At 63.1% G+C, this 14,851-nt stretch carries 14 protein-coding genes; 9 read left to right on the top strand and 5 right to left on the bottom strand.

Annotated elements, in window-relative coordinates:
- Positions 1-41 precede the first annotated feature (41 nt).
- Positions 42-1,046 carry a substrate-binding domain-containing protein gene (locus tag I6L33_RS04630; RefSeq protein ID WP_216973628.1) on the bottom strand — a complete coding sequence of 335 codons (1,005 nt, stop codon included), beginning with the start codon at positions 1,044-1,046 and terminating at the stop codon, positions 42-44.
- A 435-nt stretch (positions 1,047-1,481) separates the two neighbouring features.
- Here I6L33_RS04630 and I6L33_RS04625 point away from each other — a divergent pair, with 435 nt between their 5' ends.
- The 6 genes from I6L33_RS04625 (at position 1,482) to I6L33_RS04600 (ending at position 7,376) form a co-directional block, all read left to right on the top strand.
- Complete coding sequence (locus tag I6L33_RS04625; protein WP_005307334.1) at positions 1,482-2,603, top strand: branched-chain amino acid ABC transporter substrate-binding protein; 1,122 nt, start codon at positions 1,482-1,484, stop codon at positions 2,601-2,603.
- A 64-nt stretch (positions 2,604-2,667) separates the two neighbouring features.
- On the top strand, positions 2,668-3,594 hold the full coding sequence (gene livH / locus I6L33_RS04620; RefSeq protein WP_005307331.1) for a high-affinity branched-chain amino acid ABC transporter permease LivH: 927 nt from the start codon (positions 2,668-2,670) through the stop codon (positions 3,592-3,594).
- Positions 3,594-4,862: a high-affinity branched-chain amino acid ABC transporter permease LivM gene (locus I6L33_RS04615; RefSeq protein WP_019841062.1), complete on the top strand. Its 1,269-nt coding sequence runs from the start codon at positions 3,594-3,596 to the stop codon at positions 4,860-4,862. The genes livH and I6L33_RS04615 overlap by 1 nt, the downstream gene beginning before the upstream one ends.
- A 100-nt stretch (positions 4,863-4,962) precedes the next feature.
- Complete coding sequence (gene livG / locus I6L33_RS04610; RefSeq protein ID WP_005307326.1) at positions 4,963-5,736, top strand: high-affinity branched-chain amino acid ABC transporter ATP-binding protein LivG; 774 nt, start codon at positions 4,963-4,965, stop codon at positions 5,734-5,736.
- Positions 5,737-5,746: 10 nt separating this feature from the next.
- Positions 5,747-6,448 carry an ABC transporter ATP-binding protein gene (locus I6L33_RS04605; protein WP_005307325.1) on the top strand — a complete coding sequence of 234 codons (702 nt, stop codon included), beginning with the start codon at positions 5,747-5,749 and terminating at the stop codon, positions 6,446-6,448.
- Between the two features lie 82 nt (positions 6,449-6,530).
- On the top strand, positions 6,531-7,376 hold the full coding sequence (locus I6L33_RS04600; RefSeq protein WP_216973627.1) for an AraC family transcriptional regulator: 846 nt from the start codon (positions 6,531-6,533) through the stop codon (positions 7,374-7,376).
- Here I6L33_RS04600 and I6L33_RS04595 read toward each other — a convergent pair.
- Entirely contained in the window at positions 7,355-7,948 is a 594-nt protein-coding gene (locus tag I6L33_RS04595; RefSeq protein WP_010672378.1) for a LysE family translocator, read from the bottom strand. The two genes, I6L33_RS04600 and I6L33_RS04595, sit on opposite strands and share 22 nt — an antisense overlap.
- 163 nt (positions 7,949-8,111) lie before the next feature.
- Between I6L33_RS04595 and glpE the strand changes: the two genes are divergently transcribed.
- Together glpE and glpG are read left to right on the top strand one after the other, a co-directional pair.
- Positions 8,112-8,435 (top strand): thiosulfate sulfurtransferase GlpE, encoded by a 324-nt coding sequence (gene glpE, locus I6L33_RS04590; protein ID WP_005307320.1) that lies wholly within the window; start codon positions 8,112-8,114, stop codon positions 8,433-8,435.
- Positions 8,432-9,265 carry a rhomboid family intramembrane serine protease GlpG gene (glpG, locus tag I6L33_RS04585; protein ID WP_005307318.1) on the top strand — a complete coding sequence of 278 codons (834 nt, stop codon included), beginning with the start codon at positions 8,432-8,434 and terminating at the stop codon, positions 9,263-9,265. The genes glpE and glpG overlap by 4 nt, the downstream gene beginning before the upstream one ends.
- 138 nt (positions 9,266-9,403) lie before the next feature.
- On the opposite strand, the gene I6L33_RS04580 is transcribed toward glpG, so the two are convergent.
- Positions 9,404-11,821 (bottom strand): VolA/Pla-1 family phospholipase, encoded by a 2,418-nt coding sequence (locus I6L33_RS04580; protein ID WP_216973626.1) that lies wholly within the window; start codon positions 11,819-11,821, stop codon positions 9,404-9,406.
- Between the two features lie 301 nt (positions 11,822-12,122).
- Here I6L33_RS04580 and I6L33_RS04575 point away from each other — a divergent pair, with 301 nt between their 5' ends.
- Positions 12,123-12,380, top strand: coding sequence for an accessory factor UbiK family protein (locus tag I6L33_RS04575; protein WP_005307315.1), 258 nt, complete (start codon positions 12,123-12,125; stop codon positions 12,378-12,380).
- Between the two features lie 125 nt (positions 12,381-12,505).
- On the opposite strand, the gene fre is transcribed toward I6L33_RS04575, so the two are convergent.
- Entirely contained in the window at positions 12,506-13,204 is a 699-nt protein-coding gene (gene fre, locus I6L33_RS04570; protein WP_017780576.1) for an NAD(P)H-flavin reductase, read from the bottom strand.
- Positions 13,205-13,372: 168 nt separating this feature from the next.
- Complete coding sequence (ubiD, locus tag I6L33_RS04565) at positions 13,373-14,842, bottom strand: 4-hydroxy-3-polyprenylbenzoate decarboxylase (RefSeq protein ID WP_017788481.1); 1,470 nt, start codon at positions 14,840-14,842, stop codon at positions 13,373-13,375.
- Between the last annotated feature and the right edge of the window lie 9 nt (positions 14,843-14,851).

Below are 14,851 nucleotides of genomic sequence, written 5' to 3'. Positions count from 1 at the left end.
GGCGAGGGGGTTTTCTTGTTGCTGGCACTGCCGTGGCGCGATCAGCGCAGGGACTTGACCGAGCGGCGGACGATGAGCTCGGGCTGCACCGTCATCGACTCGACCTCCAGCTCCTTGTTGCGGATCCGGCTCACCAGCTGCTGCACCGCCAGCAGGCCGAGTTCGGCCTTGGGGTGGCGAATGGTGGTGAGCGGCGGGCTGGAGAAGCGCGCCATCTCCACGTCGTCATAGCCGATCATGGAGATGTCATCCGGTACCTTGACCCCGGCTTCCCAGGCGGCGCAGATGGCGCCGATCGCCATGGGATCGTCGAAGGCAAACACCGCGGTCGGCCGCGGCTTGAGGGCCAGGATCCGCTGCATGGCATCGAATCCGCTCTGGCTCTCGTAATCCCCTTCGAAGATCTGCTCCTCTTTCAGGGTCAACCCCTGTTCGGCCAGGGCATCGCGCACCCCGTCCAGTCGCTGCTGGGTGGTCGGCTTGGCCAGCTGACCGGTAATGCAGACGATGTCGCGGTGACCCTGCTCCAGCAGGTGGCGCACCGCCAGGCGTGCCCCGATGCGGGCGTTGTCATTGATGACGTTGGCAAAATCGCACTCGGTACCCCAGTCCAGCACCACTTGCGGCACGTTCTTGTGGATGCGCAGCATGTCGCGCAGCGGGGTATCGATGTCGGTTCCCAACACCAGCAGACCGTCGACCCGCTTCTCCATCAGCATGCGCAGGTAGTGCTGCTGACGGGGCGGCTGGTTCTCGGTGTTGCAGAGGATCAGGCTGTAGCCCTGCTCGAAGCAGTACGCCTCCACCCCCTGCACCACTTCCGCAAAGAAGGGGTTGGCACTGGTGGTCACCAGCATGCCGATGGTCTTGGTCGAGTTTATCTTGAGGCTGCGCGCTACCGAGTTGGGCGCGTAGTTGAGTTCTGCCACCGCCTCAAGCACTTTTTGGGTTGCGTCTTCGCTGACCCGACGGGTGTGATTGAGTACATGTGAGACGGTGGAGATGGATACGCCTGCGCGGGAGGCGACATCCTTGATAGTGGCCATCTCTGTCTCCTGAAGATCAAAGGCGGAACATTAGCAGATTTCCCGAATAAAGGCTTGGTTTTAACGAGTGCTGCCAATGAATTGTCAATGCTGGCTAATCTAGGCGGTCATTTCTATTTGCGCAAACGGATTTTGGTCAAAATGGGAGCAGCGTCAGAGTAAAATATCGTCAGTTTTTTCATCTATCATTTATCGAAAGTGCACCTTGTTGAGAAGATGTTAATTGCCATCATCAGCATCAACTTCTAAATAGATAACTGTAATTAGATATTTGTTTCAAAAAAGCACTATTACCCCCTCTCTGGTTAGTATCTTTAACAGCTTGTTATTGCCCAGCGAGGAATGATAGAACCATACCTATTGCCGGACTGGCGGGATCACGGTTCGGAATGGCACACGGAAAATGAAACAATCCACTGATTAAGGGACGAATCGATGAATAAGTTGAGCAAAATGGCAGTCAGGGCAGCGGTTTCTATGGCCCTGTTCGGATCGGTCTCACTGGTCCACGCGGCGGATACCATCAAGATCGGCATCGCCGGCCCGGTCACTGGCCCGGTCGCCCAGTACGGCGACATGCAGTTCACCGGCGGCAAGATGGCGGTCGAGCAGATCAACAAGGCCGGCGGCATCAAGGGCAAGCAGATCGAAGCCGTCATCTATGACGATGCCTGCGATCCGAAACAGGCCGTGGCGGTCGCCAACAAGGTGATCAACGACGGCGTCAAGTTCGTGGTCGGCCATCTCTGCTCCGATAACACCCTGCCCGCCTCCGACATCTATGAAGATGAAGGCGTGCTGATGGTGACCCCGGCCTCCACCAACCCCAAGATCACCGAGCGCGGCTATCAGCTGGTACTGCGTACCATCGGCCTGGACAGCGACCAGGGTCCGACTGCCGCCAAATACATCATCGAGCAGGTCAAACCCCAGCGCGTGGCCGTCATCCACGACAAGAAACAGTACGGTGAAGGCATCGCCTCCAGCGTGAAAGCGGCGCTGGACAAGGCCGGCGTCAAGGTGGTGGCGTTTGAAGGCATCACCGCCGGTGACAAGGACTTCTCCGCCCTGATCGCCAAGCTGCAGAAAGAGAACGTCGATTTCGTCTACTACGGCGGCTACCACCCGGAGCTGGGTCTGATCCTGCGTCAGGCCGGCGAGAAGGGCCTCAAGGCCAAGTTCATGGGGCCGGAAGGGGTGGGTAACAAGGACATCTCCGCCATCGGCGGCCCGGCTTCCGAAGGCCTGCTGGTCACCCTGCCGAACAAGTACGACCTGGTGCCGGCCAACGCCCCGCTGGTTGCCGCGTTCAAGGCCAAGGGTCAGGACTCTTCCGGTCCGTTCGTGTGGACCACCTATGCCGCGGTGCAAACCCTGGCTGCCGGTATCGCCAAGGCGGGTGAGGATGACCCGGCTGCCGTTGCCGCTGCCATCAAGGCCGCGCCGGTCGATACCGTGATGGGCCCCCTCAGCTGGGCTCCCAACGGCGACCTGAAAGGGTTTGAATTCGGTGTGTTCCAGTGGCACGCCGACGGTACCTCTACCCAACTCAAGTAATCTGCCGGTCGGGGTGACGTGAGTCACCCCTCCTTTCTTTGCGGGCAAGTACAGGGAACGCAGTATGTCCGAACACTTCCTTTACCTGGTTCAGCAGTTGCTGAACGGGTTAACCATAGGCAGCACCTATGCGTTGATCGCCATCGGCTACACCATGGTCTATGGCATCATCGGCATGATCAACTTCGCCCACGGCGAGGTCTACATGATCGGCTCCTATGTCGCTTTCATGGTGATGGCGGGGCTCATGATGATGGGCATCGACAGCACCTTTCTGCTGCTGGGGGGCGCCTTCCTGGTCAGCATCATCATCACCGGCAGCTATGGCTGGACCATAGAGCGGGTCGCCTATCGCCCGCTACGGGGCGGCAACCGGCTGATCCCCCTCATCTCCGCCATCGGCATGTCGATCTTCCTGCAGAACATGATGCGGATGGCCCAGGGCTCGCGCGACATCGCCATGCCCACCCTGATCTCCGGCGGCTGGACTCTGGGTGAGGCCGACGGCTTCCAGGCCAGCCTCTCCTGGATGCAGCTCATCATCTTCGTGGTGACCTTCATCACCATGCTGGCGCTGACCCAGTTCATCGGCCGCTCCCGCATGGGCCGCGCCTGTCGCGCCTGTTCGGAAGACATCAAGATGGCCAACCTGTTGGGGATAGACACCCACGTGGTCATCTCCATCACCTTCGTGCTGGGGGCCACCCTGGCCGCCGTCGCCGGCGTGCTGCTCGGCATGTATTACGGTGTCATCAACCCCTATCTCGGCTTTATGGCCGGCTTGAAGGCCTTTACGGCGGCGGTGCTTGGCGGCATCGGCAGCATTCCCGGCGCCGTGCTGGGCGGCCTGCTGCTCGGCGTGGTGGAGGCGCTCACCGCCGGCTACCTCAGCACCGAGTACAAGGATGTGATGGCGTTCGCCCTGCTCATCTTCGTACTGCTCTTTATGCCCACTGGCATCCTGGGCCGCCCGGAAGTGGAGAAAGTATGATGAAACGCCAATTCATTCATGCCTGCATCGCCAGCCTGGTGCTGCTGGTGCTCTCCTTCTGGCTGCTCGGCTTCAAGCTGGAGACCGACGGCACCCGCCTGCTGGTGGTGAGCCGGCTCGACGTGTCGCTGGCCTGGCTGCTGGGCGGTGCCACCCTGGTGTTCTGGTTCCAGATGCTGCGCGGCCAGATAAGCCGCCTGTTCCAGGCCTCCATCAGCGGCTTCTCGGTCGGCTTCACCAAGCTGGTGCTGCCAAGCCCGGAAGAGGCGCCCAAGCTCTATAACCTGACCGCCGTGCTGGTGCTGCTGTTTGCGGTGAGCTGGCCCTTCATGGCCTCCCGCGGCGCCATCGATCTCGCCACCCTCACCCTGATTTACATCATGCTGGGGCTGGGCCTGAACGTGGTGGTGGGCCTCGCCGGTCTGCTCGATCTCGGCTACGTCGGCTTTTACGCGGTCGGCGCCTACAGCTATGCCCTGCTCAACAGCTACTTCGGCCTCAGCTTCTGGGAGTGCCTGCCCATCGCCGGCCTGATGGCGGCCACCTTCGGCTTCCTGCTCGGCTTCCCGGTACTGCGGCTGCGGGGGGATTACCTGGCCATCGTCACCCTGGGCTTTGGCGAGATCATCCGCATCCTGCTCAACAACATGACCAGCCTGACCGGCGGCCCGAACGGCATCTCCGGCATTCCCAAACCGACCCTGGGGGGGCTGGAGTTCAACCGCACCGTCAAGGATGGCGGCTTCGAAACCTTCCACGAATTCTTCGGCATCGCCTACAACGCCAACCACAAGGTGATCTTCCTCTACCTGATGGCGCTGGTGCTGGTGGTGGCGACCCTGTTCGTCATCAACCGCTTGCTGCGCATGCCGCTCGGCCGCGCCTGGGAGGCGCTGCGGGAAGACGAGATCGCCTGCAAGTCGCTGGGGCTCAACCCCACCATCATCAAGCTGACCGCCTTCACCATAGGCGCCTGCTTCGCGGGGTTTGCCGGCAGCTTCTTCGCCTCGCGCCAGGGCTTCATCAGCCCGGAGTCCTTCGTCTTCATCGAGTCGGCCATCGTGCTCGCCATCGTGGTGCTGGGCGGCATGGGCTCCCAGATCGGGGTGGTGCTGGCCGCCATCGTGATGACGGTGCTGCCGGAGCTGGCGCGCGAGTTCAACGAGTACCGCATGCTGATGTTCGGCCTCTTGATGGTGTTCATGATGATCTGGCGGCCACAAGGATTGCTGCCGATGACCCGCCCGCATCTGGAGTTGAAGAAATGAGTACGCATCAGAAGTTGTTGGACGTCTCTGAGCTGTCGATGCGCTATCTGGCTGGATTGCTGGCGGTGACTTGCTCCACCCTGGACTGGGAGCTGAAAAAATGAGTACTCATCAGAAGTTAATGGAAGTCTCTGATCTGTCGATGCGTTTTGGCGGCCTGCTGGCGGTCAACGGGGTCAAGCTGGACGTGGAAAAGGGGGAGGTGATCTCCATCATAGGTCCCAACGGGGCCGGCAAAACCACCATCTTCAACTGCCTTACCGGCTTCTACCGCCCGAGCGGCGGCATCATTCGCTACAAGGGCGAGGAGATCCAGGGGCTGCCCGGCCACCTCATCGCCCGCAAGGGAATCGTGCGCACCTTTCAGCACGTGCGGCTGTTCAAGGACATGACGGCGGTGGAAAACCTGCTGGTGGCCCAGCACAGACACCTCAACACCGGTTTTCTGGCCGGGCTGTTCAAGACCCCGGCCTTTCGCCGCGCCGAGCGGGAGGGGCTGGAGCAGTCCGCCTTCTGGCTGGAGAAGGTGGGGCTCAAGGATCTCGCCAACCGCGCCGCCGGCAACCTGGCCTATGGTCAGCAGCGCCGGCTCGAGATCGCCCGCTGCATGGCGACCCGACCCGAGCTGCTGATGCTGGACGAGCCGGCCGCCGGCCTCAACCCCCACGAGACCGACGAGCTGAACGAGCTTATCTCCAACCTGCGGGACGAGTTCGGGGTCTCGGTGCTGCTGATCGAGCACGACATGAAGCTGGTGATGGAGATCTCCAACCGCATCTTCGTGGTCAACCAGGGTACCCCGCTGGCCCACGGCAAGCCGGATGAAATCCGCAGCAATCCGGCAGTGATCAAGGCCTATCTGGGCGAGTCGTAAGGAAAACAAGATGTTAGAACTTCGCAACGTATCGACCCACTACGGCAAAATTCAGGCGCTGCACGACGTCAGCGTCGAGGTAAAAGAGGGGGAAATCGTCACCCTGATCGGCGCCAACGGTGCCGGCAAGACCACCCTGCTGATGACCCTGTGCGGCGAGCCCAAGCCCAGCAGCGGCTCCATCTGGTTCGAGGGGGAGCAGATAGACTCTCTCTCCACCGCCCGCATCATGCGCAAGGACATCGCCGTGGTGCCGGAAGGGCGCCGCATCTTCGCCCGCCTGACGGTGGAGGAGAACCTGCTGATGGGGGCCTTCTTCGTCGACAAGGCTGAGCAGCGCGGCCTGCTGGATCAGATTTTCACCCTGTTCCCGCGGCTGCATGAGCGACTGGAGCAGCGGGCCGGCACCATGTCCGGCGGTGAGCAGCAGATGCTGGCCATCGGCCGGGCCCTGATGAGCAAGCCGCGCCTGCTGCTGCTGGATGAACCCTCGCTGGGGCTGGCCCCCATCGTCATCCAGCAGATCTTCGACACCATAGAGCAGCTGCGCCGCGACGGCATGACCATCTTCCTGGTGGAGCAGAACGCCAACCAGGCGCTCAAGCTGGCCGATCGCGGCTATGTGCTGGAGAACGGCCACGTGGTGCTGCAGGACACGGGGGCGGCCCTGTTGGCCAACCCGGCCGTCCGCCAGGCCTATCTCGGCGGCTGAGGATGCAGCAACCATCGTCACCCTTCCCCTGCCGCGCTCCCCGAGCCCGGCAGGGGAACAGCCCCCCGCCGAGGAGCACATCGTGAGCCGTGCGCGGGCGACGCAGGATCAGCACCACTTCTGGCATGATCCCGCCCTGCCCTTCATCGAGGCGCGGGCGGTGCAGGATGGCCGGCGCGTCTGCTACGACAAGCACAGCCACCCCCACTTCTCCATCGGCGCCATCACCGGCGGCCACAGCCACTACCTCAACCAGCGCAGCCTGCAAGAGGTCGGCCGCGGCAGCCTGGTGCTGATGAACCCGGAAGAGGTGCACGCCTGCAATCCCGTCGCGGACCAGCCCTGGTCCTATCTGATGTTCTACATCGACAACCTCTGGTTGCAGCGCCAGCAGGAGGAGGCCGGGCTCGGCAACGCGTTTCGCCCCTTCGACATGACCGCAAGCCGGGATCCCCTGCTCTACCAGGGGCTCTGCCGGCTTCATCGGCAACTGGTGGCGGAGCCGGATCCCCTGGCTCGCGAAGTGGCCTGCCACCTCTTCAGCCGCCAGCTTCTGGCCAGGCTCACCCCGGCCAAGTGGGATGACCGCCCTCCCCAGCACCTGCAGCGAGCCGCCGAGCTGATGCAGGACGACAGTGCCTGCGCCCTCACCCTGGCACAGCTGAGCGCGGTGGCCGGGCTCACCCCTTCCCACTTCGTGCGCGCCTTCAGCCGCCACTACGGCATGACGCCCCACGCCTACCTGCTCGATCAGCGCATTCGCCACGCCCGCACCCTGCTGCGCCAGGGGCAGCCCCTGGCGGAAGTGGCCCTTGCCAGCGGTTTTGCCGATCAGGCCCACTTCCAGCGCCAGTTCAAACGCCGGGTGGCCGCCACCCCGGGCCAGTACAGAGCGCAGCTCGCCCCTCAGGACGAGCGCACCAGATAGGCGGCGCTGAGCAGCAGCAAGAGCGCCATGGCCCGATTGAACCAGCGCAATCGGCGAGGAGAGACCAGCCACCCCTGCAATCGGCTGCCCGCATAGGCCCAGCAGGCGATGGAGCCGAGGCAAATCACCAGATAAATGCCGGTAAAGAGGGCGATCTGGCTCATGCCGCCCGCGATCCCATAGGCTCCCATCCCCATGCTGGCGGCAAGCCAGGCCTTGGGATTGAGCCACTGCATCAGGGCCCCGTACCAGAAGGCGGGGGGTACGCCCTCCACTTCCTCCACCTCGCCGCTGTCCACCAGCAACTGCCAGGCCATCCAGCCGAGAAAGAGCACGCCGCCCCAGTGAATGGCCCCCAGCGCCACAGGCCAGCGGGACAGGGCGCCGCCAAGACCCAACCCCATCAGCAGGAGCAGCAGGATGAAGCCGAGGGTGGCCCCCACCACGTGGCGCAGGCTGGCCGTGAAACCGTACCGGGCGCCGGTGCCAAGGGCGACCAGATTGACCGGCCCCGGGGAGATGGACATGGCCAGGGCAAACCCGGCCATGGATAACAGCAGACTGAATTCCATGGATGATGCTCGTTCAATTGAGGGAAGTCCGAGCCTACCCGGCCCGGGCGGCCCGATATTGAAGAAAATTGCGATCCCCTGGATGCCGCCCCCATTGCACACTTAGCGCAAACCGCCGCTTGCGGTAAACTGCCCTTCAACCCTCCATTTTCAGGACATCTCAATGGACCAGTTTGCCCATATCAGCGCCCATGATGCCCACCAGAAGCTGAGCGCAGGCGAAGCCCGTCTCGTGGACATTCGCGATCCCCAATCCTTCGAGACGGCCCACGCGGTCGGCGCCTTCCACCTCACCAACGGCACTCTGGTGCGTTTCATGAACGAGGTGGACTTCGACACCCCGGTGATCGTGATGTGCTACCACGGCAACAGCAGCCAGGGCGCCGCCCAGTACCTGCTGCAACAGGGGTACGATGAGGTCTACAGCCTGGACGGCGGCTTCGAGGCGTGGCGCAGGGAGTTCCCGATCCAGGCGGGCGACGCATGATCCAGCTGCTGGTGCTCGACAACGCCCGCATGGCCCAGGCACTGGTGGACTACCTCTCCACCCTCGGCATCTCGTGCGAGCTGACCCAGTCGGAGTTGGGGGTCACCATCTGGCTGGCGGACGAGCAGCGCCTCGCCCAGGCCCAGCAGGAGGTGAAGCGCTTCCTGGCCGAGCCGAGCCACCCCCGCTACATGGAGGCCTCCTGGCAGTCCGGCCGGGCCGATGCCCGCATCGACTACAGCAAGGGGATGAGCGACCCGGTCACCGACTTCCTCCATCAGGCGGGGCCGCTGACCCTAGTGGTGATCATCGCCTGTCTGGCCATCTACGGACTCGACGCCATCGGCCTGCCGATCTTCGACGAGCTGGCCTTTCACCCGACCCTGGCCCAGTTCACCGACTGGCAGGCGTGGCGCTACTTCACCCCGGCCTTCATCCACTTCTCGGTGCTGCACCTGGTATTCAACCTGCTGTGGTGGTGGTATCTGGGGGGCCAGATCGAACAGCGACTCGGCAGCGGCAAGCTGCTGATCCTGCTGCTGGTAGGCGCCGCCCTGCCCAACCTGGCCGAGTTTTTCGCCAGCGGCCCGCTGTTTGGCGGCCTCTCCGGGGTGGTCTATGCCCTGCTCGGCTACTGCTGGCTGCGCAGCAAGTTGCAGCCGGCCTGCGGCCTCACCCTGCCGCCAGCACTGATGGGCTTCATGCTGTTCTGGCTGGCACTCGGTTTCTTCGATCTGCTCGGCACCCGTACCGCCAACATGGCCCACCTGGCCGGCCTGCTGGTCGGCCTGCTGCAGGGCTGGCTGGACAGACACCACCAGCCTGCCTGAGTGGGAGTGGTCATCGAGGTGAGCAATCAGCTTGCCAGCCATAGCGGCCACCAACCAGGCCAGTCTGAACCGGCGACAAGTGCTATACACGAAAAAAAACGCCGCCCCTCGGGGCGGCGTTTTTATTGGCCGACTGGCTTACTGCTTGAGCAGGGTGGGATCGGTCACCTTGACCGCAGTGCCGCCGCTCATGAAGAAGCTGGCGAACTCGGACTGCATCTCGGTGGTCACGTCGCCGCTCGGATCGAAGTTCTCGTCCGGTGCCAGCAGCGAGCTGTGGCCACCAGCCACGAAGCGGGCCGCGTTGTGGCTGGCCGCACCGGTGGCGGTCAGCGGTTGCAGCGCCAGCACCTTGAACAACGGCTCGGTGCCGCCCAGCGGGGCGGAGGCGATGCTGTTCGGGATCACCTGATCCGACAGGCTCAGCGCGCCATCGCCAACGATCTCGGTGGCGAACAGCGGGAAGTCGCTCTTGATACCGCTGCCGAGGTTGATCGGGTCAGCCGAATCCAGTACCGACTGGGCCGCGAAGCTGTAGCTCTGCAGCGTGCTGGCCGCAGCGGCCTGCTGGGTGGCGCTCAGGCTCGGCAGGAACTCGTTGACGAAGCAGGTCGGCACCTCGGTCTTGCAGCTGGGGGCGTAGGCAGTAAAGCCCGCTTTCAGCTCGGCACTGCCGCTGGTCAGCACGCCCATCTTGATGGTCGGACCGAAGGTCGGCGAGTTCAGCAACAGCGGCGCTATGCCGCCACCCGGCATGGCCAGGCCACCGGTATCGAACTTGAACAGGGCATCCGCCTGGGCATTGCCGATGGACTGGTTGGCGACTGCCAGCAGGTTGGTGCCGGAGATGGCGCCCAGGGAGTGGCCCAGGAAGTGCACCTTGAGGCTGCCGGCGCTGCCGATGGCACCCTTGGCATTGGCCAGACCGACCGCCAGACGCAGGCCCAGCAGATCCGCCACGCTCTGTTTCAGGTTGTCGCGGGCCACGGTCAGGTAGCTCAGGTTCAGGTAGGGGGTCGGATTGTCGGAGGTGGTGACTGTGTCCATGCTGCCGCTCAGGGCGAAGCCGCGCTCACCGTGCAGCGGGTGATCGATCACCACCAGCGCCACCTTCTTGCCTGCCTGCATGCCGGCATAGATCTGACCCAGCGCCAGCGCATAGGCATTCTCTTTCACCGAGGTGACGCCGTGCTGATAGATGATCACGTCGGTGATGGTGTTGAGGGCATCCTTGGCGAAGACGCGCATCGGCACCGACTGCACCTCTTCCAGCTTGGGCAGCGGGTTGAAGCGACCGATGTTCTGCTCGGCATCCAGCGGCTTGCCGCCGGAGGTGAGGGTCACCCCGATCAGCTTGCTCGCCTCGGCCAGCAGTTCGGCCTGACGGGTCGGATCGGCAATCAGCGTCGCCAGCAGGGCCGGGTCCACGCCCGCGCCCACCAGCCCGGCGATCACTTCGCTGTCAGAGGCTTTCAGGGCATTGGCGATGGCGTACAGGCTGGGGATGGCGCCGTGCCAGGACTGGGTCTTGGCCTTGTCCCAGGAGCCGGCGGTGGCCGGCGAGGAGAGGAAGTAAGGCAGCTTGACGGTACCGGTATAGACAGTGGTCAGCTGGGCCAGCCCGTTGAGCGGGGCGCCAGGGCCGAAGGCGGTGGCCAGCGCATCTTTCTGCTCCTGCGGCAGGAACACCTCGGCGTCCAGCTGGGTCAGGAAGGGGTTGCTGCCGGTCACGGCCAAGGTGTAGGTGCCGGGCAGGCTGGTGTTGCCCTTGGCATCCTGCTTCCACAGGGCGGCCGCGTCCAGGGTCGGGCTCTTCAGCACGGATGCCGCAGCCCCTTTCACCGCGACCAGCACATCGGCACCGGACTGGGTACCGAACCAGTCGGAGAAGATGACGTGATCGGTGGAGACGCCGGTGGCGGCCTTGAACAGGCCCTCCTGCAGGGCGATCAGACCGTTGATGGTCTGCTCCTGGGCATTGCTGCCGACGTTGTTCTTGTAGTTGCCGTAGTCGCTGCCGGCCTTGACCGCGTTGCCGTTGCTGTCCTTGAGGGAGTCGGTGGCCACGATCATGTAGTAGGAGGAGGGGTTCAGCGGCTTGAGCGGTACCAGGTTCAGCTTGCCAGCCGAGGCGGCCACCACGAAGTCCACCCCGTAGGTCAGCACCTTCTTTACGCCGCTCGGGCGCAGGGCTGTGCTGTCAAAGCTCAGCTCCAGCAGGTAGAGCGGGGCCACCGAGGCGGCAAACTCGGCGGCAGCCGGTGCCTGGACAGTGATGCCGGACGAGGTGACGGGCACGATCTGGATGGCCTGGGTCGTGGACCAGCCATCCAGGGTCGACATGGCCGACACCGGGTTGGAGAGATCCGCCGTTTCGGTGGAGAATTTCAGGGTGCCATCGCTGGCCCGGGCCGCCAGGGCACTGGGGCGCACTGCGTTGGAACCGGTCAACAGATAGTCGAGATAGCTGGAGGTGTCGCCTTTGTTATCGTCACTGCCACCACAGCCGGCCAGCATAGCACTGACGACTGCGGCATAAATTAGCTTCTTTTTCATATCCTTATCTCTTTTTAGTTGTTATCCATGAAATGCTGACGGCGTTGGGTAAAAACCCGACCGGTACATCTTAACAGCAACGCAACAATTATTAAGTAGCTGGTCGGTCATCTGATCTGCTTTTTTTGTGTACAGCATCAAGGAATTGGAATAGAAACGGGACTCGATAGGTTAACAGCTTCATCCCGGATACCAGACCCGACCAGCGGTCACTTGTACGCCAGATGGCAAAAAGCGACCCCCGATCTCGGCAAAGCGGATCAATTGCCGGTAGAATGGCGCATTGCTTAAGGAGAACCACATGATCGACCCGAAGAAACTGGAAGAGATCGCCAAACAGGTGCACAACTCCCTGCCGCCCGGCATTCGCAGCATGGGTGAAGAGGTGGAGAAGAAGATCCGTCAGGTGCTGCAGTCCCAGCTCGGCAAGCTGGATCTGGTCAGTCGCGAAGAGTTTGACGTGCAGACCAAGGTGCTGCTGCGCACCCGCGAGAAGCTGACCGCCCTCGAGGCCAAGCTGGCCCAGCTCGAGCAGCAGCTCGGCGCCAAGGGCGAATAACACCGCCCCCATAAAGCAAACCCCAGCCAGGCTGGGGTTTGTTGTTTCTGGCCTGCCGCAAAGCAAGCTGCGGCAGGCAGATCTAGCGAGGCCTTCCCGGTTACGTGACCGGCCTCATGCCGAACTCAGATGAATTCGTAGGCGTCGCCGAAGATGCGCTCTGGCTCGGCCCCCAGAATCTTGAACTCCTCCCGCGCCGCACCCGCCATCTCGAAGCGACCGGCGACATAGATGTCGTAGTCGTGCAGGCTGACGAAGTCATCCATGATGGCCTTGTGCACCAGCCCGGTCTTGCCGGTCCAGTCGCTCTCCGGCTCCTGCACCACAGGGATGTAGGTGAGCGGGGCGTAGTCGCGCTCCCACTGCTGCATCTGCTCCTGCTCGTAGAGCCAGTGCGCTTGGCGCACGCCCCAGTAGAAGAACACCGGGCGCTTGCTGCCGCTGTCGATCAGGTATTCCAGAATGGCGCGGGCGTAGGAGAAACCGGTGCCGCCTGCCATCAGGATCAGCGGCCGGGGTGACTCTTCCCGCAGGAAGGCCTTGCCCGCCGCCAGCTCAATCTCGATCTCCCCCTGCTCGCGCATGCGGGCCAGCACCTGGCCGGCATAGGCGTTCTCCGGGGTGGCGCCGATCTGCAGCTCCAGCACGCCAGGACGGGTCGGCGAGTTGGCGATGGAGAAGGGACGCTTGTCCGAATCACTCATCACCACCAGCAGATACTGGCCCGGCTTGAAGCTGACCTCTTGCAGCGGCGTCAGGGCCACGTGCCAGATGGTGTCGACATATTCGCGCAGTTCCTCTACGCGGCACTTGATACGTTGCATTCTTATCCTTGTGACGGGCTCGTTCGGCCCGCTTTCGCTCTTGATTCACTGTGGACTGGCGACCAGCAAAATGGTCAGGTCAGTCGAGCATACCCAATTCAGCTCAAATGGCATCAATCTTTTGCATCCCGGCCAGGCGGCACGGCCCGTCTGGCCGGCCGCCGCTCATCAACCGAGAATGTTCAGCTCGTCCCAGAGGGCATCGATCTTCTGCTTCACCGCCTCGTCCTGGACGATGGGCTGGCCCCACTCGCGGTTGGTCTCTCCCGGCCACTTGTTGGTGGCGTCCAGCCCCATCTTGGAGCCGAGGCCGGAGACCGGCGAGGCGAAGTCCAGGTAGTCGATCGGGGTGTGCTCGATCAGGGTCGTATCGCGAGCCGGGTCCATCCGGGTGGTGATGGCCCAGATCACGTCCTTCCAGTCGCGGGCGTTGATGTCGTCGTCGCAGACGATCACGAACTTGGTGTACATGAACTGGCGCAGGAAGGACCAGACCCCCAGCATCACCCGCTTGGCGTGGCCAGGGTAACGCTTCTTGATGGTCACCACCGCCATCCGGTAGGAGCACCCCTCCGGCGGCAGGTAGAAGTCCACGATCTCGGGGAACTGCTTCTGCAACAGCGGCACGAACACCTCGTTGAGCGCCACCCCGAGCACCGCCGGCTCATCGGGCGGACGGCCGGTGTAGGTGCTGTGGTAGATGGCATCCTTGCGCATCGTCATGTGGGTGATGGTAAAGACCGGGAACTCGTCCACCTCGTTGTAGTAACCGGTGTGATCGCCATAAGGCCCTTCGGGGGCCAGCTCGCCCGGCTCCAGATAGCCTTCCAGCACGATCTCGGCGCTGGCGGGCACCTCCAGATCGCAGCTGATGGCCTTCACCACCTCGGTGCGGCTGCCCCGCAGCAAACCGGCGAAGGCGTATTCGGAGAGGGTATCCGGCACCGGCGTCACCGCGCCGAGGATGGTCGCCGGATCGGCGCCCAGCGCCACCGCCACCGGGAAACGCTCACCCGGGTGGGCCTCCTGCCACTCGCGAAAATCGATGGCACCGCCGCGGTGATCCAGCCAGCGCATGATCAGCTTGTTCTTGCCGATCTTCTGCTGGCGATAGATGCCGAGGTTCTGCCGCTTCTTGTAGGGGCCGCGGGTGATGGTGAGACCCCAGGTGACCAGCGGCGCCACGTCGCCCGGCCAGCAGTGCTGAATGGGGATCTGGTCCAGATCGACCGCCTCTCCCTCCAGCACCCGCTGCTGGCAGGGGGCGGACGAGAGACGCTTGGTCGGCATGTTGAGTACCTGCTTGAAGATCGGCAGCTTCTCCATCAGCTCCTTGAAGCCACGGGGCGGCTCAGGCTCCTTCAGGTAGGAGAGCCAGGTCCCCACCTGGCGCAGGGCGGCCACGTTGGGCTGGCCCATGCCCATGGCGACCCGGTCCGGCGTGCCGAACAGGTTGGTCAGCACCGGCATGGTGTAACCCTTGGGATTTTCGAACAGCAGGGCCGGCCCACCCGCACGCAGGGTGCGGTCGCTGATCTCGGTCATCTCCAGATAGGGGTCTATCTCGCGCGTGATGCGCTTGAGCTGTCCGCTTTGTTCCAGCTGCGCGATGAAATCACGCAAATCCTTGTATTTCATGCAGGTACC

The sequence above is a fragment of the Aeromonas sp. FDAARGOS 1403 genome, from assembly GCF_019047325.1.
GTDB lineage: Bacteria > Pseudomonadota > Gammaproteobacteria > Enterobacterales > Aeromonadaceae > Aeromonas > Aeromonas dhakensis.
The sequence above is the reverse complement of the archived record's forward strand: the minus strand, read 5'-3'. Positions and strand labels throughout refer to the sequence as shown.